14 protein-coding genes are annotated in these 16891 nt (G+C 64.2%); 5 read left to right on the top strand and 9 right to left on the bottom strand.

Annotation, left to right across the window (positions count from 1 at the left end; genetic code table 11):
• The first annotated feature begins 82 nt into the window (after positions 1-82).
• Genes metG through AC5ZFO_RS32865 form a run of 3 tightly spaced genes read left to right on the top strand, consistent with a single transcriptional unit; the run spans position 83 to position 3710 of the window.
• A complete protein-coding gene (gene metG / locus AC5ZFO_RS32875; protein WP_282519197.1) occupies positions 83-2110 on the top strand; it encodes a methionine--tRNA ligase in 2028 nt (675 codons plus the stop codon).
• A gap of 12 nt (positions 2111-2122) precedes the next feature.
• Positions 2123-2899, top strand: a complete 777-nt coding sequence (locus tag AC5ZFO_RS32870; RefSeq protein WP_496123020.1) for a TatD family hydrolase — start codon at positions 2123-2125, stop codon at positions 2897-2899.
• A 13-nt stretch (positions 2900-2912) separates the two neighbouring features.
• Positions 2913-3710 (top strand): MBL fold metallo-hydrolase, encoded by a 798-nt coding sequence (locus AC5ZFO_RS32865; protein ID WP_282519199.1) that lies wholly within the window; start codon positions 2913-2915, stop codon positions 3708-3710.
• Between the two features lie 15 nt (positions 3711-3725).
• On the opposite strand, the gene AC5ZFO_RS32860 is transcribed toward AC5ZFO_RS32865, so the two are convergent.
• The 6 genes from AC5ZFO_RS32860 to AC5ZFO_RS32835 form a co-directional block, all read right to left on the bottom strand.
• A complete protein-coding gene (locus AC5ZFO_RS32860) occupies positions 3726-5375 on the bottom strand; it encodes an acyl-CoA synthetase (protein ID WP_282519200.1) in 1650 nt (549 codons plus the stop codon).
• Positions 5376-5398: 23 nt separating this feature from the next.
• Positions 5399-7288: a TRAP transporter large permease gene (locus tag AC5ZFO_RS32855; RefSeq protein WP_282519201.1), complete on the bottom strand. Its 1890-nt coding sequence runs from the start codon at positions 7286-7288 to the stop codon at positions 5399-5401.
• A 30-nt stretch (positions 7289-7318) separates the two neighbouring features.
• Positions 7319-8338: a TRAP transporter substrate-binding protein gene (locus AC5ZFO_RS32850; RefSeq protein WP_282519202.1), complete on the bottom strand. Its 1020-nt coding sequence runs from the start codon at positions 8336-8338 to the stop codon at positions 7319-7321.
• Positions 8339-8844: 506 nt separating this feature from the next.
• Positions 8845-9384, bottom strand: a complete 540-nt coding sequence (locus AC5ZFO_RS32845; RefSeq protein ID WP_282519203.1) for a 4-hydroxylaminobenzoate lyase — start codon at positions 9382-9384, stop codon at positions 8845-8847.
• On the bottom strand, positions 9363-10133 hold the full coding sequence (locus tag AC5ZFO_RS32840) for a nitroreductase (protein ID WP_282519204.1): 771 nt from the start codon (positions 10131-10133) through the stop codon (positions 9363-9365). Before AC5ZFO_RS32840 ends, AC5ZFO_RS32845 begins: the two co-directional genes overlap by 22 nt.
• Positions 10109-11317 (bottom strand): ABC transporter substrate-binding protein, encoded by a 1209-nt coding sequence (locus tag AC5ZFO_RS32835; protein ID WP_282519205.1) that lies wholly within the window; start codon positions 11315-11317, stop codon positions 10109-10111. Before AC5ZFO_RS32835 ends, AC5ZFO_RS32840 begins: the two co-directional genes overlap by 25 nt.
• A 228-nt stretch (positions 11318-11545) precedes the next feature.
• On the opposite strand from AC5ZFO_RS32835, the gene AC5ZFO_RS32830 reads away from it, so the two are divergent.
• Both AC5ZFO_RS32830 and AC5ZFO_RS32825 read left to right on the top strand, forming a co-directional pair.
• Positions 11546-12523: a LysR family transcriptional regulator gene (locus AC5ZFO_RS32830; protein ID WP_282519206.1), complete on the top strand. Its 978-nt coding sequence runs from the start codon at positions 11546-11548 to the stop codon at positions 12521-12523.
• Between the two features lie 146 nt (positions 12524-12669).
• Positions 12670-13866: a M24 family metallopeptidase gene (locus AC5ZFO_RS32825; protein ID WP_282519207.1), complete on the top strand. Its 1197-nt coding sequence runs from the start codon at positions 12670-12672 to the stop codon at positions 13864-13866.
• Between the two features lie 173 nt (positions 13867-14039).
• Here the strand turns inward: AC5ZFO_RS32825 and AC5ZFO_RS32820 are convergent, their stop codons facing one another.
• The 3 genes from AC5ZFO_RS32820 to AC5ZFO_RS32810 form a co-directional block, all read right to left on the bottom strand.
• The gene (locus tag AC5ZFO_RS32820) at positions 14040-14855 is read right to left on the bottom strand and encodes a hypothetical protein (protein WP_282519208.1); all 816 of its coding nucleotides are present in this window, start codon (positions 14853-14855) and stop codon (positions 14040-14042) included.
• A 143-nt stretch (positions 14856-14998) separates the two neighbouring features.
• Entirely contained in the window at positions 14999-15739 is a 741-nt protein-coding gene (locus AC5ZFO_RS32815; protein ID WP_282519209.1) for a peptidoglycan recognition protein family protein, read from the bottom strand.
• Positions 15740-15776: 37 nt separating this feature from the next.
• Entirely contained in the window at positions 15777-16862 is a 1086-nt protein-coding gene (locus AC5ZFO_RS32810; RefSeq protein WP_282519210.1) for a hypothetical protein, read from the bottom strand.
• Positions 16863-16891 lie beyond the last annotated feature (29 nt).

Here is a 16891-nt window from a genome sequence, read left to right as displayed (position 1 = left end):
TTTCCGAGAGGATCATGCTCAAAACAATAATCGAACGCAGGTTCGTTTCCAAATTTTTGAGAAGCCGGTAAAGGAATTCGTCGTGGCAACGCGAGCTAAGAAAACCGTCAAAGCCAAAAGCAGCAAGAAGAAGGCCGTGAGGAACGCCGCGAAAAAGGCTGTGAAGACGCGCGCGTCCAAGGCCGCCAAGAAGGTCAAGAAGACCAAGAAGGCTGCCGCCAAGAAGGGCGCGAAGAAAAGCGCTGCGAAGACGGCAAACAAGGCCGGCAAGAAGGCTGCGAAGAAGCAGGTCGTTGCCAAGAAGGCGGTGAAGAAAGCGGCCAAGAAGGCAGCCAAGTCTCCGGCGAAGAGCAAGGCTCCCGCGAGGAACCAGGCTCCGGCGAAGAAGGTCGCCAAGAAAGCGAAAGCGACTGCGCTTGCCGTGACCGCCGTACCGGCTCCTGTCGCCACGCCGCCGAAGGTTGTGAAGCCCAAGGTGTCGAAGCCCAAAGTGTCGAAGCCTGAGGCGCCGCCCGCGCCGAAGCCCGTCGCGGCTCCGCAAGCCGCAGCTCCCGTTGCCGCTCCTGCGCGCGACAACGTCTTCTACATCACGACTGCGATCGCTTATCCCAATGGCAGCCCGCATATTGGCCACGCCTACGAGGCGATTGCGACCGACGTGCTGGCGCGCTTCGCGCGGCTCGACGGCAAGGACGTGTTCTTCCTGACCGGCACCGACGAGCACGGCCTGAAGATGATCCAGACCGCGCAGAACGAAGGCCTGACGGTGTCGTCGCTGGCGGCCCGCAATGCCGGCCGCTTCAAGGAGATGGATGAACGCCTCAACGTGTCGTTCGACCGTTTCATCCGCACCACCGAAGAGCAGCATCATCGCTCCAGCCAGGAGATCTGGCGCCGCATGGACGCGAACGGGGACATCTATGTCGACACCTATGCCGGCTGGTACTCCGTGCGCGACGAAGCCTACTACGCCGAGGATGAGACGCGTCTGAACGACGACGGCGTGAGGCTCGGGCCGCAAGGTACGCCGGTCGAGTGGGTCGAGGAGAAGAGCTATTTCTTCCGTCTGTCCGCCTATCAGGACAAGCTTCTGAAGCTCTACGCGGATCGCCCTGATTTCATCGGGCCCGATTCGCGCAAGAACGAGGTGGTGAGCTTCGTCAAAGGCGGCCTGCGTGATCTCTCGATCTCGCGCACCACCTTCGACTGGGGCGTCAAGGTGCCCGGCGACGAAGAGCACGTGATGTATGTCTGGGTCGACGCGCTCACCAACTACATCACCGGCGTCGGCTTCCCCGATGAAAGCGACAAGAGCTGGCGCTATTGGCCGGCGGACGTGCACATCATCGGCAAGGACATCATTCGCTTCCACGCCGTGTACTGGCCCGCATTCCTGATGTCGGCCGGCATTCCCGTGCAGAAGCGGGTCTATGCCCACGGCTTCCTGTTCAGCAGGGGCGAGAAGATGTCGAAGTCGGTCGGCAACGTCGTCGACCCCTTCAATCTCGCCGACCAGTATGGCGTCGACCAGGTGCGCTATTTCTTCCTGCGCGAGGTGCCGTTCGGCCAGGACGGCAACTACAACCACGAAGCCATCGTTGCGCGCATCAATGCCGATCTCGCCAACGATCTCGGCAACCTCGCGCAGCGCTCGCTGTCGATGATCGCCAAGCAGCTCGGCGGCGTGCTGCCGGAGCCGGGCGAGTTCAGCGACAACGATAAGGCGATTCTTGCGATGGCCGACGGCATGATCGCCGCATCTCGCGAAGCGATGGCGACGCAGCAGATCCATCACTGGCTCAATGCCGTGTGGGCCGTGGTCGCGGAGGCCAACCGCTATTTCGCGGGCGAGGCGCCGTGGGCGCTCGCGAAGACCGATCCTGTCAGGCAGAAGACGGTGCTCTATGTCACCGCCGAAGTCGTGCGCCAGATAGCGATCCTGGCCCAGCCGGCGATGCCGACGGCCTCGGGCTTGCTGCTCGACAGCCTCGGCATTCCCGCGGGCGAGCGGAACTTCGCGATGCTCGGTGGCGCCAAACGGATCGCGCCAGGCTCGACGCTGCCGGCGCCGACACCGGCGTTCCCGCGCTACATCGAGCCGGCGGCCTAGGGCGTTCGGGCGATGTTGGTCGATAGCCACTGCCATCTGGATTTTCCGGACTTTGCGGAAGATCTCGACGGGATCGTCTCGCGTGCACGTGCGGCCGGCATCGGCCGTATGGTTACGATCTCCACGCGGGTACGAAAGCTCAATCAGCTTCTGGCCATCACCGAGCGCTACGACGACGTCTACTGCTCGGTCGGCACCCATCCGCACAACGCGGACGAGGAAGACGGCATCTCGCCGGACGAGCTGATCGGGTTGACCGGGCATCCCAAGGTGGTCGCGCTCGGCGAGGCCGGGCTCGACTATTTCTACGACAACGGCGCGCCGGAGGCGCAGGCGAGGGGCTTTCGCGCGCACATCGCCGCGGCCCGTGCGACCGGCCTGCCGCTGGTGATCCACACCCGCGAGGCGGACGATGATTGCGGCCGCATCCTGGAGGAGGAAGCGGCCAAGGGATCGTTTCGCGCCGTGCTGCATTGCTACACGGGCGGGCGCGAGCTGGCGCTGAAGGCGGTGTCGCTCGGGCTCTATATCGGCTTTACGGGCATCCTGACCTTCAAGAAATCGGAGACCCTGCGCGCGCTTGCGGCTGAACTGCCGTCTGACCGTATTCTGGTTGAAACAGACTCGCCCTATCTTGCGCCCGGCAAGTTCCGGGGCAAACGCAACGAGCCGGCCTATGTGGTCGAGGTCGCCAAGGTGCTCGCCGAAACGCGCGGCGTGTCGCTCGATGAGATCTCACGCCAGACCACCGAAAACTTCTTCCGCCTGTTCTCCAAGGTGAAATCTTAAGGTTGGGAGCCGCATGACGCTGACGCTGACGATCCTGGGCTGCGGCTCCTCCGCCGGCGTGCCGCGCCCGGCGCTCGGCTGGGGCGCCTGCGATCCTAACAATCCAAAAAATCGCCGCCGCCGCTGCTCGATGCTGGTCGAGCATGCCGGCGAGCATGGCACTACGCGGATCGTCATCGACACCTCGCCTGACCTGCGTGAACAGCTCATCGACGCCAATGTCGATCACATCGACGCGGTCTTCTTGACCCACGAGCATGCCGACCAGACCCACGGCATGGACGATCTGCGCTCGGTCGTGCTGCATATGCGCAAGCGCATTCCGACCTATTTCAATCAGTCGACTGCCAAGGACATCATGGCGCGATTCTCCTATTGCTTCATCTCGCCGGAGGGCAGCGATTATCCACCGATCCTGACGCGGCATTCAATCGAGGCGGGCGAAAGTCAGACCATTTTGGGGAAGGGCGGCGCGGTGAAGATGACCGCCTTCCTGGTCCAGCACGGCCAGATCCCCGCGCTCGGCTATCGCATCGGCAATGCCGCCTACACGCCCGACCTCAACGACATCCCGCGCGAGAGCTGGGGCGCGCTGGAAAATCTCGATCTCTGGATTGTCGACGGCTTGCGCTACACCCAGCATTCCAGCCATTTCAGCATCAACGATGCGCTGTCCTGGATCGAGCGCTTCAAGCCGAAGCGGGCCGTCATCACCAACATGACGGCCGACGTCGATTACGAGGTGATCAGGCAGAAGCTGCCCGCGGGCGTGGTTCCGGCCTATGACGGCATGCGGCTCGAGACGCACTGATCGCGCCGGCTCGGTTCAGGCCGAGATCGCCTTCGACGAGCCGACCTCGTTACGCAGCAGGAATTTCTGGATCTTGCCCGTGGATGTCTTCGGGATCGGTCCGAACACGACGGCCTTCGGCGTCTTGAAGCCGCTCATATGCGTGCGGCAGAAGGCGATGATCTCGGCTTCGGTCGCGCTGGCGCCGTCCTTCAGTTCGACGAAGGCGCAGGGCACCTCGCCCCATTTCGGATCGGGCTTTGCGACGACGGCTGCGAACAGCACGGCCGGATGCTTGTAGAGGATGTCCTCGACCTCGACGGAGGAAATGTTCTCGCCGCCGGAAATGATGATGTCCTTGGAGCGATCCTTGATGATGACGTAACCGTATTCGTCTAGCACGCCGAGGTCGCCGGTGTGAAACCAGCCGCCCTCGAAGGCTTCCTTCGTCGCCTTCTCGTTCTTGAGGTAGCCCTTCATCACGATGTTGCCGCGGAACATGACCTCGCCGATGGTCTCGCCGTCGCGGGGCACCTCCTGCATCGTCTGCGGATTGATGACGGTGACACCTTCCTCGAGCGGATAGGGCACGCCCTGCCGCCGCTTCATGCTGGCGCGCTCGGCGGCGGGCAGATCGTCCCAGCCGGGTTGCTCGGCGCAGACGGAGGCGGGGCCGTAGACCTCGGTCAGGCCGTAGACGTGCGTGAGCCTGATGCCGATGCTTTCTGCGCCTTCGAGCACCGCGACCGGCGGCGCGGCGCCGGCGATCAGGCCGACGACGCGGCGCGCGGCACTGCCCTTCGGCGCATCGGGTGCGTTGATCAGCGTGTTGTAGACGATCGGCGCACCGCACATGTGGGTGACGCCGTGCTGCTTGACCAGCTCGAAGATTTTGGTCGGCTCGACCTTGCGCAGGCAGACGTTGATGCCGGCGGCCGCCGCGATGGTCCAGGGGAAGCACCAGCCGTTGCAGTGGAACATCGGCAGCGTCCAGAGATAGACCGGATGCTGGCCGAGTTGGCCGGCGAGGATGTTGCTGACGGCGTTGAGATAGGCACCGCGATGATGGGTGACGACGCCCTTGGGATTGCCCGTGGTGCCCGAGGTATAGCTCAGCGCGATGGCGTCCCATTCGTCGCTAGGCGGGATCGCGGTGAAATCAGGATCGCCTTGCGCGAGCGCCGCCTCATACTCGATCTCGCCGATGCGCTTGCCGCCCTTGAAAGAGGCGTCGTCGACGTCGACGACGAACGGCTTCGGCCCCTGCATCTGCGCCAGCGCGTCGGTGATGACAGTCGAAAACTCCGGATCGACCAGGATGATCTTGGCGCCGCCGTGATCGAGCTGAAATGCGATCGAGGGCGCATCGAGACGGATGTTGAGCGCATTGAGGACGGCGCCGGTCATGGGGACGGCGAAGTGCACCTCGTTCATCGCCGGAATGTTCGGCAGCATCGCCGCGACGGTGTCGCCGACGCCGATGCCCTTGCCGCCGAGCCAGGACGCAAAGCGCTTGCAGCGCTCATGCGTCTCGCGCCACGTGAAGCTGCGGCCCTCATAGACCGTGCTGACGTGGTTGGGATAGACGGCGGCGCTGCGCGCGAGGAAGCTCAGTGGGCTCAGGGGGACGTAGTTGGCGGGGGTCTTGTCTAGGCCGATATTGTACTGGTTCTGCCGCTCGCTCATCGAACCCTCCTTGACGCCGCGCTTTACAGGAATCCGATCGAGATCCAGGGGAAGATCGCGACGATGATCAATCCCACCAGCAGCGCCAGCAGATAGCCCCAGATCGGCCTGATGCCTTCCGCCGGATCGACGCGTCCGATGGCGCAGGCGGCATAATAGCCGACGCCGAAGGGCGGGGCGAATAGTCCGATACCCATGGCGAGAATGATCACCATGGCATAGTGCACCTCGTGCACGCCGACGGCACGGGCGATCGGAAACAGCAGCGGCCCGAACAGCACGATTGCCGGAATGCCCTCGAGCACGCTGCCGAGGATGGTGAAGGCCAGGATGGACACGGCGATGAAGGTCGCAGGCCCCCCGGGCAATCCGGTCATGGCTGAGGCCAGCGAGCGCGAGAAGCCGGATTGGGTGAGCCCCCAGGCCATGCCGGTCGCGGTGCCGATGATCAGCAGGATCGCGCCTGACAGCGCCGCGGTCTCGACCAGCATGGGAAACAGCCGCCGCCAGTCGAAGCGGCGGTAGACGAGGAGGCCGACCAGGGCGCCGTAGACGATGCCGATGGTGGAGACCTCGGTCGCGGTCGCAATGCCCTCGACCACGGCGTAGCGGATCACGAAGGGCAGCGCGAGCGCGGGCAGGGCGATGATGAAGGTCTTGCCGATCTCGCCACCCGTGGCGCGGCGGACATGGCTCATGTCCTCGTGGCGGTAGCGCCACCACACCAGCATGCAGAGCGTGATGGCGAGCACGACGCCGGGCAGCAGGCCGCCGGTGAAGAGGGCGGCGATCGAGACGCCCGTGACCGAGCCGATCGTGATCAGCACGAGGCTCGGCGGAATGGTCTCGGTTTGGGCGCCTGTAGCCGCAAGAAGCGCCACGAGGTCGCCGGGCTTGGCGCCGCGCTGCTTCATTTCCGGGAACAGCACGGGCGCCACCGCCGCCATGTCGGCGGCCTTGGCGCCGGAGATGCCTGAGACCAGATACATCGCGCCGACCAGCACGTAATGCAGGCCGCCGCGGACATGGCCGAGCAGGCTCGCCAGGAACGCGACCATGGCCCGCGCCATGCCGGTCATCTCGATCAGGAGCCCCAGGAACACGAACAGCGGCACCGAGAGCAGGATGAGGTGGCTCATGCCCTCGTCCATCCGGCCGACCAGCACCATGACCGGCGTCCGCGTGGTCAGCGCCAGATAGCCGAAGATGGCGAGGCCAAACCCGAACGCAATGGGAACGCCGGCAAAGACGCAGAAGCCGGCGACGCCGACGAAGAAGATGACGAGGTTGAGATTGCCGAGCGGCCGCAGATAAGGCTGCGCCAGCCAGAACAGACCGACGATGACGGCAACCGATATCACCGCCGTCAGCACCATGCGGTAATCGGCGGCGCGCAGCAGCCGCAGCAGCGCGAACACCGCCATCAGGCAGATGCCCGCCGGCAGCGCCGCGGCGCGCCACATGTTCGAGATCTGGAGCGCCGGCGTGGTGATGAAGCTTTCCTCGTAGGCGTATTCGGCGGACGGCCAGATGATCAGCGCCAGGAACGCCAGCGCCGCGCAGGTCGCGACCACGTCCAGATAGGCGCGCATGGCCGGCCTCGCGCTCGCGACGAGCGCCGTCATGCGCATGTGCTCGGAGCGGCGGAATGCGACCGCAGCGCCCAGCATGGCGAGCCACAGGAACAGGATCGAGGCGAGTTCATCCGACCAGATCAACGGCCGGTGCACGCCGTAGCGTGCGACCACGCCGGCAAACAGGATCACGATCTCGGCGACGACCAGGATCGCCGCGGGGATCTCGACGGCGAGGCCGAGGAGGCGCTCCAGCGAGGCCAGCACAGGGGATCGGCGAGGGGGCTGAACAGCCACCTCGCCCACCACTCCGGTCGCCTCAACCTCGACATGAGCCATCTCGATAAGAACCTCGGCGGCCCCGACGCGTTACGACAGCTTGCCGACGGCCTTTTCCAGGAGATCCCAAGCCTGGTCGCCATACTTGCCCTTCCACTCGGCATAGAAGCCGGCGGAGCGCAGCTTGTCACGGAATGGCGCCACCGCAGGCTGGTTGAAGGTCAGGCCCTTGCCCGCGAGCTCCTGCTGGAGGTTCGCATTGAGCTTGGCGGTATCCTCACGTTCCTTCATGGCGGCGGCATTGATGTTCTTGGCGACGATGGTGCGCACATCCTCAGGCAGCGCGCTCCAGGCGCGGCGGTTGGCCAGGAACCAGAAGCCGTCCCACATGTGGTTGGTCAGCGAACAGTACTTCTGCACCTCGTACAGCTTGGCGGTCGAAATGATCGCCAGCGGGTTCTCCTGGCCCTCGACGATCTTGGTCTGGAGCGCGGAATAGACCTCGGCGAAATTGATCGAGGCGGGCGCCGCATCGAACGCCTTGAACATCGAGGTCCACAGCGGCGACACCGGCACGCGGATCTTGAAGCCCTTGAGGTCGTCGGGCCCGTTGATCGGCTTGCTCGACGACGTGGTCTGGCGGAAGCCGTTGTCCCAGATCTTGTCCATGACCTCGAGGCCGGCCTTCTTGATCTCGCCGCGGACATGGGCGCCGAGGTCGCCGTCCATGGCCTTCCAGACCGTGCCGTAGTCCGGGAACGCGAAGCCGATGCCGTTGATGGACGCGGCCGGCACCAGGGTCGACAGGATCAGGCCTGACAGCGTGAAGAACTCGACGCCGCCGGACCGGATCTGGCTCAGCATGTCGGTGTCGGAGCCGAGCTGGTTGTTCGGGAAGATCTGGAGGTCGAACTTGCCGTTGGTCTCGGCCTTGATCGCCGCCGCCATCTCCTTGGCGCGCACGTTCAGCGGATGGGTGTCAGGCAGGTTGTTGGCGTATTTGTAGGTGAACTCGGCGCTCTGGGCGCGGGCCACATGGGGCGCACCGAGGCCGCCCAGGACCGCGGTCGCGGCGGAGGCCTTGAGAAGCGTGCGTCGGGAAAAACTCATGGGTCTGCTTCCTCGGAAGTTTGTTGTTGTTCTGAGATGCAAACCTATACGGACGGAAGGCCTGAAGGTCATCTGCGATCTCGCGAGGTCTCGCTTATTGCAGCCGGACACCGTCGCGGCAATATCGGCGTTCGGCAGATGGGCCGGATTCAAAATCTGAAAAACAACCCCATGCACAGTAGCCGTCAAGAGCCGAGAGGTCGGTCGCGGCCCAGATCGAAAACGGACGGCAAGCGAAGGCGCGGTGTCAGGAATTCGATCTAAATATCTGATCTAATTGTACATAAATATATTCCATAATATACCTTATGCGAATTATGGATATGGCGGTCCGGGCTGGGGCCCGCTTGGCGCACGGTCGCCGAAATCCCTCCCCACCGTTCATGGTGAGCCGCCTTGCAGGCCGTGGCGTCGCGACGCATCGCCGTCGTGCGGACTTCAGCTGTGCATTCTGCTGAACGGGTGACGCTCGCGCACGACGTCACCCGGGATGGTCCGGCCGGCAGTCAGGACGGCGCGGCGAAGTCGTAGGAGATGCGTCCGGCGGGCAGATAGAACAGAGCGATGACGGCGCCGCCGCGGACCTCGGGATAGTGCCGGCTGCCGGGATCGGGCGCGGTCCAGCCGGGCCCTTGCCAGCCCTGCAGCCCCTTGAGCTCGGCGCCCTTGTCCAGCGGCACGACCAGGTTCAGTTCCCCATATGGGTGACCGTGATATTGGCCGCGGAGCACGTCATCGTCGTCCTCGTCCTTGAAGCGGCGTGGATCGGTGCTGTTCATGTAGACGGCCGTGATGCTGAACTGGAACGTTTCGGGCATCGGCTCAAGGATGCGGCTGCGCCGGTAGTTCGGACCTTCGACCTCCTGGTTCGCCGCCCAGCCTTCCGCGACCCCGAGCTTAATCAGGCGTGCCAGGTCCTGGTAGAGCTGGCTGCCCTCGCCGTATTTTTGATTGAGCCACCGCTCCATCTCCGCGCCGGGCGTCATGTCCTTGACCTCGCGCAGAAACGGAATGCTGCACTGAATCAGTTCGTCTCGGCTTCCCATGGCCTTGTCCTTTCCATTTGGGTTGCACTTTGTTCTTCGAAGCCTGCGAAAGACGCGAATTCCGCGACGTCGGCGCGCGGCATCAGCCTGCCCTTGGCGAGGTCCCTGGCGCGGCCGATCGAGATGCCGCACACCACCATTTGCTCCGCCGGGATCGACAGCAGCGGGCGCAGGATCCGGTGATATCTGGAGAACGTTTCCTGCGGACAGGACTGAAGCCCATGGCCCGCCGCAGCCAGCAGCACGTTCTGGACGAACATGCCGAGGTCGAGCCAGCTGCCGACTTCAAGGCGCCGGTCGATCGTGACGATCAGCCCGACGGGTGCGCCGAAGAACGCATAGTTCTTGGCGGTTTGTCCGCTCCTGGCTTCGATATCGGTTTGGGCGATGCCGAGCGAGCCGTAGAACAATCGGCCGAACTCCTGTCGTCTCTGCAAATAGGGTTCGGGCAGGTCGTTGGCGTAGTAGCTGTATTCCGACCTATGCGCGTCGCGGGCCGTTTCGTGCGCCTCGCGCAGCGCCGCCGACACCCTGTCTTTGGCATCGCCGGCCAGCACGTAGACGTGCCAGGGCTGGATATTGGCACCGCTTGGCGCAAACCGTGCCACGCGCAGAATCTGCTCGATGGTCCCTCGCCCGAGCGGCGCGCCCGAGAAGTCGCGGCATGCAAAGCGGCCTGCGATGATCTCGTCGATCCCGTTCTGCACGGCCGTGCCCTCGCCGATCATGGCTGCTTCAGGAGCGGACATCCGCCTTGCTCCATCGGCCGGAAAGCTTCCTCTCCCGGAATCGTCGCCAGCAGCTCGTAATAGTCGAATTTGTATTTGGACTGCTCGGGCGACTTGACGCGAAAAAGATACATGTCGCGGACCAGCCGGCCGTCCTCGCGGATCCGGCCATTTTTCGTCATGAAATCGTTCACGGGCATGTCGCGCATCTTGGCGGCTATGGTCGGCCCATCCAGTGTGCCGGCCGCCTGAACCGCCCTAAGATAGTGCATCACCGCGCCATAGGTGCCGGCGTGGATCATGGTCGGGACCTTCTGGGTCTTGGCGATGAAGCGCTTCGACCACGCCCGCGTGTCCTCGTTCTGGTCCCAATAGAATGCCGAGCTCAGCATCAAGCCCTGGGCGCTCTGGAGCCCGAGGCTGTGAATGTCGGCAATGAAGACGAGCAGCCCGACAAGCTTCTGCCGCTGCGTGATGCCGAATTCACCGGCCTGCTTGACGGCGTTGATGAAGTCGCCGCCGGTGTCGGCGAGCGCGATCACGTCCGCCTTCGAGGACTGTGCCTGGAGCAGGAAGGACGAAAAATCGGGCGTATTGAGTGGATGCTTCACCGCGCCGATCACCTTGCCGCCCGAGGCGTCGATGACCTTGCGGCTATCGGCCTCGAGCTGCGCACCGAGGGAATAATCGACCGAGATAAAGTACCAGGAGCTTGCGCCGAGACGCGATATCGCCCGCGTCGTTCCCTGCGACAGCGCATAGGTATCGTAGGTCCAGTGAATGCCGGTCGGCGAGCATTCGTCGCCAGTGAGGCGCGACGTGGCGGCGCCGGTGGCGAGGAACAGTTTCTTCTTGTCCCGTGTGATGCCCTGCACCGCCAGCGCGACCGCAGAATTGGGCACGTCGAGGATCACCTCGACGTTTTCATTTTCGAGCCATCGCCGGGCGATGGTCGCTCCCACATCGGCCTTGTTCTGGTGGTCTCCCGCGACGATCTGGATACCGCGCCCCAGCACCTGACCACCAAAATCGTCGACCGCCATTTGCGCCGCAACCACCGAGCCCTGGCCGCCATTGTCGGCGTAGAGCGAGGACATGTCGGTGAGAACGCCGAGCTTGACCGGACCATGCTGCGCAATGGCCGGCGCCGTGAACAGCGCCAGTGCTAGTCCGAAAGCTCCGATCGACATCCCGCAGGGTTTCATTGCCTGTCTCCTCCAAATTCGGCGCCGGGATCATGACGGGATCGCGCGAATGCGGAAGTGAAACTCTTGCAGAGTGATCCTGAACCGCCTTCAGATTGGTGGCGCGAACGGCCGGGCGTCGCGGTCCGGGCGCCCTGCTCGGTTGCGTCGGCTGCGCGCATGGCCTTAACTGGGAAAGATCGCAGGTACGCAACGGGCGCGCGATCCGCCTGTGACGGTGTCCTGCACGTGGCTGTTTCCTTCAAGACCCTGGACCTGAACCTGCTCAAGGTCTTCGACGCCGTCATGGAGGAGCGCAGCGTGCTGCGGGCCAGCCAGAGGGTTGCCCTCAGTCAATCCGCCGTGAGCCATTCGCTCGCCCGGCTCCGCGAGATGCTGGAAGACGATTTGTTCGTGCGCACGGCGACCGGAATGCAGCCGACCGCGCGTGCGTTGACGATGGCGCCGCAGGTTCGCGAAGCCCTGCGATCTCTCGAGGCGGCGGTCGAGCAGCCGCGCTTCGTTCCGGCGGCCTCGACCAGACAGTTCACCTTGGCCGCCAACGACTTCACCACGATGGTGCTGGCGTCACCGCTCCTGAAGATACTTGGGCTTGAGGCGCCGGCGATCGACCTGATCATCAAGCCGGTGACACGGATCGACCTTGCCGAGCAGATCGACCTTGGTCGCATCGACGTTGCGATCGGTGTCTTCTCGGATCCGCCGAGCCGCTTCCGGACCTCGCTGCTGTTCGAATATGACGATGTGCTGATCGTGGGCGGAAAGCGCAAGCTCGGGCGGATCGATAACGCGGCTCTGGCGCGCATGCCGCTGGTCGTTGTCTCCTTCGGCGGCGAGCAGGAGGGAGCGATCGGAGGCTTCATCTCCGAGCGCGGCCTCGCCAGGCGATCGGAAATGTATGACCGCGCGGCGCTCGAACGGGCGCTGTCCGAAAGCGACCGGCCGCCGCGCATAGCTGTTTCGCTCCCGCATTTCCTTGCCCTGCCCGCCCTGCTCGCGGACTCCGAATTGGCGGCCATCGTTCCGCGTCCATTGGCGCGGGCGTTCGAACGCGCGCATGCCGTCACGACGTATGAACTGCCTTACGCCACAACCTCGGTAGAGGTCCGGCTGTTGTGGCACGAACGTATCGAGGGCGAGCCGGCGCATGACTGGCTTCACGATATTCTTCGGCGCGCGACCGAGGACCTCAGGCGTGGACCCTAGCTGGAGACGCTCGCAGTCCTGGTTCCATTTTTCATTGAGTGGTTCGGTTGGGGCGCGCGAATGGAGGTTGTGCTAGACTAGGCGTCGCAGTCCTGAAGAGGTCAACGATACAAGGCGGTCCCAACCGCCCGTCAAGGGAGCCCGTCATGCAGGAGAACGTCGCCCGCGCGACCACCTCGCGCGCCATTCCGTTCGACGCCGCCAAGCTCGACCGTCTTATGGAGGCCGCCGGCCTCGATGTGCTGGTCGTGACCTCCAAGCACAATGTGCAGTACCTGCTGGGCGCGGAGCGCGCGATCTTCTTCGACTACATGGACGCGATGGGCGTCAGCCGCTATTTGCCGGTGCTGGTCTATCCCAAGGGCGTACCTGATAAGGCGGTCTATATCGGTCATCGTCTGGAGACCCATCAACGCGCCGTGGCTCCGCCGTGGGTACCGCAGGTCCGGACCGAGTCCAACGGCTCGGTGGATGCGGTGACGCGGGCCGTGGGCCTGATCCGGGATGCCGGCGTGCCCTTGAAGCGGGTCGGGGTCGAGATGGCGTTCCTGCCGATGGATGCGGGCCGGGCGCTCAGTGACGCCCTGCCCGGCGCCGAGCTCAAGGACGCGCTGCTGGTGCTGGAGCGGCTTCGCGCGGTCAAATCGCCAGATGAACTGGCCAAGCTCAAGACTGCATCCGAACTGGTGATTGCGTCGATGCTGGAGGTGATCGCCGCGCACGGCCCGGGCACGACCAAGCAGCAATTGAGCGATGCACTGCGCGTCGCCGAGGCCAATCGCGGCCTGACCTTCGAATACTGCCTGCTCGCCTGCGGCAGCAGCCACAACAGGGCGCCGTCATCGCAGCGCTGGGAGCAAGGAGACGTGCTGTCGCTCGATTCCGGTGGCAATTATCACGGCTATATCGGCGACCTCGCCCGCATGGCCGTGCTGGGCGAGCCCGATGCGGAACTGAAAGACTGTCTGGCCGAGATCGAGGCCGTGCAGCGTGCCGCCTTCGCCGCGGTCCGGCCGGGCGCCATGGGCGGCGACATCTACGTCGCGGCCGAGCGGCAGCTTGCCCGGATCACGCAGCGCGACTGCACGGATTTTCTGGCCCACGGCATGGGTCTCGTCAGCCACGAGGCCCCTCGCCTGACCGCCAAGGGCCCGGTCCCCTACGACGACACCGACGCCCGCCTGCCGCTTCAACCCGGCATGGTGGTCTCGATCGAGACCACGATGAAGCATCCGAAGCGCGGCTTCATCAAGCTCGAGGACACGGTCGCGGTGACGGCGACGGGATATGAGATTTTTGGCGAGGGCGGCCGCGGGTGGAATTTGGGGGGCAGCAAGAGCTAGCCTGATGGCGTTGCAGGACCCTCATGGTGAGGAGCGCGGCACGCGCTCTCCGGACGATCCTTTGCATCGCCGGGCGAACCATGAAGGCCCGCCTCTCGCTGTGTGGCTATCCTTCGAGACGCGCTTTGCGGGCTCCTCAGGATGAGGTGCGGAGTCTGGAGCAAGCTGCGCAATTAATGCGCCAGTAGCATCTCCAACTGGCTCTGCGCCCTCTTCACCGCCGTCGCGTACCAGCTCTGGCTGGGCGCTTCCTTGGCGAAACATTTGGTGTAGGCGTCCATGGCATGGTCTTCCTTGGCCATGGCGTCCTCTGGAATCTTCCTGGCCATCATCTGCTTCCAGACTTTTTCGCAGGCCGGGATCTCAGCCGTCTTCACGGCGTCGGTTGCGGCGAGGAAGTAGACCTTGTCGCCCTGAATCGCGACGAGGTCGATTTCGTGCGGCGCGCCCTTCAGGTCGCCGTTGCCGCGGACGCCGAGCACAGCGACCGCGGCACTCGCGGATGCGGGCTTGGTGATCGGCAGCTCGGCATATTTGGCGAAGGCTGAGTCCTGGATCGCTTGATAGTAGAAGCGGTCCGACTTGAAGGCCGCGGCGATCTCCTGCGGCATGCCGTCCTCGCGATGCTCGTGCAGCCAGTGCTTGAGCAGACCTGTGGTGGTCACCACGGCCTGCATCTTGTCGCCTTCGGAGGCAAAGCCCAGACCGTCGAGATGGCCGAAGCCCGAGTCGCCCTTGAACAGCGTGTCGGCGTTCGACTTGCCTTCCGCCGGCAATCCCTTGATCGAGACCGCGCCCACCAGACCGCGCAGCGCGCCTGTCAGCTCCTTGAGCGCCGCGTCATGCTGCTTATAGGTCTCGTCATTCTCCTTGGCTTTGGAGAATTTTGCGATGTAGCGATCGCGCAAATCGAGATAGTGCTGCTCGGGGGCGGCCGCGTGTGCGGGCGTTGCGAAGACGAGCAGGCAGAGCAACGCAAGCGATCTCATTCAGTATCCACGGACTTAAGAGCAATCTCCAGTCTTTGTGCCGGTGCCGGGCGGGAAGGTTCATGGGCCGCACGGCGCCGCCTGCCGCCGCGGGCGCGGCATAAATCGAGACACGACCCGAGCGGTTTGACTTTGGCTCGGGGTCACCGAGCCCTTTGACTGCGCTTCCTGGCTCGCTTCGGAGCTGCCTTGCGCTTCTTGACGGCTTTGGCCTTCCTGGCTGCCTTTGCCTTTTTGGCGCGCCCTCCCCGTTTCGGCTTTGCAAGATCGGCGCGCGCGGCCATCTCGGGCAGCTCCGCTGTCTCCGCGACGATCTGGTGCGCGGCGTCGGCCGCAGGCACCGACATCACGATCTGGAGCTCGGCCGCGGTATATGCGGGATCCCAATGTGAGTTCGCGGGAACGTGGCAGTGCCCGTAATGGCCGCCGCGCGTCCGCCAGTTCTGTTCGTTGCGGTTGTGATGGCCGGGATCGTGGCCGCGATCGGGCGGATTGGGATAACCGTTCGGCCAGTCACCCGGCACATTGTGTGTGCTTTCGATCCATCGGCACAGCCGGCCGACATTCGTCAGGCTGGCCTGGCTCTTGGGTCTGCCGGCGAAGCCGACCAGCTCGAACTGGATCGCGGAGAACCGGTTGGTCTCGACCGTCCCAGGCGGGTGAGCCAATGCTCTTGCCGCGACCTCGGTGTCGAGATGCTGGTAGATGAACTGGTCATCGACAGTGAAGTGCGGGATGTCGTGCCCGTTGTCCTGATAGGTCGCGAACGCGCCCGCCGCAGTCGATCCTTCGGTGGTGTGATGGATAATCCTGAACGGTCCGGCGGTGTATTGACCCGCGCTCCACGGCAACGGCATCCATCGCGCGAAAGGACATCTGGCCATATGCTACCCCCGAGCTTTGCTTGATTGTCTTGGGCGATCACGCGCGCTTTTTGCTTTTCTTGCTTTTGCTCTTCTTGGCTCCCTTCCGCGCCGATGCCTTGCTCCGCCGTTTTGAAGGCGCCTTTTTCGCGGACTTCTTTTTCGCTGAAGTCTTCCTGGCTGACGCCCGCTTGGCCGAGCCTGCAGCCGTCTTGCGAGGCGTCGCCTTCTTCGCCTTCTTCGCCATCTTGGCTCGCCCGGCTTTGCGCGGCTTGGCCCGTCGCGCCCGCGTGGCACTCGCGGCCGGCGGCGGCGGCGCCATGCTCGTTGCTACGGCGGAAACCGCGGGCTCGGGCTGTTCGGTGCGGACGTTGGCGAGGGCCGTCTGCAGCGCCGCGTCCCAGGCCGCGAGGTCGAAATGTTGGGGGTCGTCGTGGTCGCCAACACCCAGGTCCAGCACGCAATGGAAGACCGGGACCATCCATGCGCCGCGCCGGACACCGGCGATGACATATTGCAGCGCGAGCCTTGCATATTGGACGGGCGTAAAGCCGGGTTGGGGCGAGTCCACGTCGCTCGGGCCGGGGCCCATGCGCGGCTGCACCAGCTCGTGATGCAGGAACAAGCCTTTGAAACGGACACTGGGCTTTTCGAACCGGGTCGCGCGCCATGGCGTACCGTAGTCCCGGTCCGTCAGTGTCTCGCCAAGACGCGTGATGTAGATGTGCGTCTTGCCGTCAGCAAGACCTGAAAGCTTGTTGCCGGACCAGGCGGCCGTGTTGATGAAGGCCGGATCGAAATCCTCTCCGGGGTCCAGTTTGAAGCTGGTGTCATGAATGACGAAATAGCGCGCGAGCGGTGCGGCCGGATTGTCGTCGTTCGCGTGGCAGACGCGATCCATCACCGAGCCGCCGACGGTGCTCTCGGCAATCCCGCGTGTCTGGAGGAACGATCTCACCTGCGCCTTGGTCACCCCCAGAGTGGCAGGATTGGCGAGCAGGCCGGACAGGACCGGCGGCAGATTGGCTTTGGCTTCGTCGACATTGCCGGCGCGCTTGACGGTGCGAAGCAGGCAGCGCGCCTGATCGATCGGCGATCCCTCGAACGTCAATTGAGTGGAGTCAAAGGGGCAAGGTGTGGTCATTATGCGCTCCCGGCGAATGATCACCTGCG

The organism is Bradyrhizobium sp. Unk1 (assembly GCF_059512345.1).
Note: the sequence above shows the minus strand (reverse complement) of the source record. Positions and strands in the feature narration are given on the sequence as shown.

Excerpts from the sequence above, each read along its gene's own strand:
- AC5ZFO_RS32820 (WP_282519208.1), bottom strand. The coding sequence starts at position 14,855 with ATGAGATCGCTTGCGTTGCTCTGCCTGCTCGTCTTCGCAACGCCCGCA.
- AC5ZFO_RS32835 (WP_282519205.1), bottom strand. The coding sequence starts at position 11,317 with ATGAAACCCTGCGGGATGTCGATCGGAGCTTTCGGACTAGCACTGGCG.
- AC5ZFO_RS32810 (WP_282519210.1), bottom strand. The coding sequence starts at position 16,862 with ATGACCACACCTTGCCCCTTTGACTCCACTCAATTGACGTTCGAGGGA.
- AC5ZFO_RS32870 (WP_496123020.1), top strand. The coding sequence starts at position 2,123 with ATGTTGGTCGATAGCCACTGCCATCTGGATTTTCCGGACTTTGCGGAA.
- AC5ZFO_RS32860 (WP_282519200.1), bottom strand. The coding sequence starts at position 5,375 with ATGAGCGAGCGGCAGAACCAGTACAATATCGGCCTAGACAAGACCCCC.
- AC5ZFO_RS32815 (WP_282519209.1), bottom strand. The coding sequence starts at position 15,739 with ATGGCCAGATGTCCTTTCGCGCGATGGATGCCGTTGCCGTGGAGCGCG.
- AC5ZFO_RS32845 (WP_282519203.1), bottom strand. The coding sequence starts at position 9,384 with ATGGGAAGCCGAGACGAACTGATTCAGTGCAGCATTCCGTTTCTGCGC.
- AC5ZFO_RS32855 (WP_282519201.1), bottom strand. The coding sequence starts at position 7,288 with ATGGCTCATGTCGAGGTTGAGGCGACCGGAGTGGTGGGCGAGGTGGCT.
- AC5ZFO_RS32840 (WP_282519204.1), bottom strand. The coding sequence starts at position 10,133 with ATGTCCGCTCCTGAAGCAGCCATGATCGGCGAGGGCACGGCCGTGCAG.
- AC5ZFO_RS32825 (WP_282519207.1), top strand. The coding sequence starts at position 12,670 with ATGCAGGAGAACGTCGCCCGCGCGACCACCTCGCGCGCCATTCCGTTC.
- AC5ZFO_RS32865 (WP_282519199.1), top strand. The coding sequence starts at position 2,913 with ATGACGCTGACGCTGACGATCCTGGGCTGCGGCTCCTCCGCCGGCGTG.
- AC5ZFO_RS32850 (WP_282519202.1), bottom strand. The coding sequence starts at position 8,338 with ATGAGTTTTTCCCGACGCACGCTTCTCAAGGCCTCCGCCGCGACCGCG.